The following is a 463-nucleotide window of genomic DNA, read 5'->3' as shown; positions in this document are numbered from 1 at the left end:
ACTAGCTCAGTTGGTAGAGCGCAACCTTGCCAAGGTTGAGGTCACGAGTTCGAACCTCGTGTGTCGCTCCAGTTTGATAGCCTTCATCGTGCTTAACGGTGATAAAGTGCAACACCCGCTCTGGTTTATAGAGCGCAACCTGGCAAGGTTGAGGTCACGCCTTTTTGTTTATGAATAGGGAACCTCGTGTGTCGCTCCAGTTTGATGGTCTGCATCGTACCTGACGGTGACAAAAAGCGACACTAGCTCAGTTGGTAGAGCGCAACCTTGCCAAGGTTGAGGTCACGAGTTCGAACCTCGTGTGTCGCTCCAGTTTGATAGCCTTCATCGTGCTTAACGATGATAAAGTGCAACACCCGCTCTGGTTTATAGAGCGCAACCTGGCAAGGTTGAGGTCACGCCTTTTTGTTTATGAATAGGGAACCTCGTGTGTCGCTCCAGTTTGATGGTCTGCATCGTACCT

Annotated in this window: 1 tRNA gene; it reads left to right on the top strand. The window is 50.3% G+C overall.

Annotated features, from left to right (window positions below):
* Nucleotides 1-236: 236 nt before the first annotated feature.
* Nucleotides 237-312 (top strand) — tRNA-Gly (locus P2G85_RS13640).
* Nucleotides 313-463 lie beyond the last annotated feature (151 nt).

It is taken from the genome of Vibrio sp. CAU 1672, from assembly GCF_029223195.1.
Taxonomy (GTDB): domain Bacteria; phylum Pseudomonadota; class Gammaproteobacteria; order Enterobacterales; family Vibrionaceae; genus Vibrio.
The sequence above is the reverse complement of the archived record's forward strand: the minus strand, read 5'-3'. Positions and strand labels throughout refer to the sequence as shown.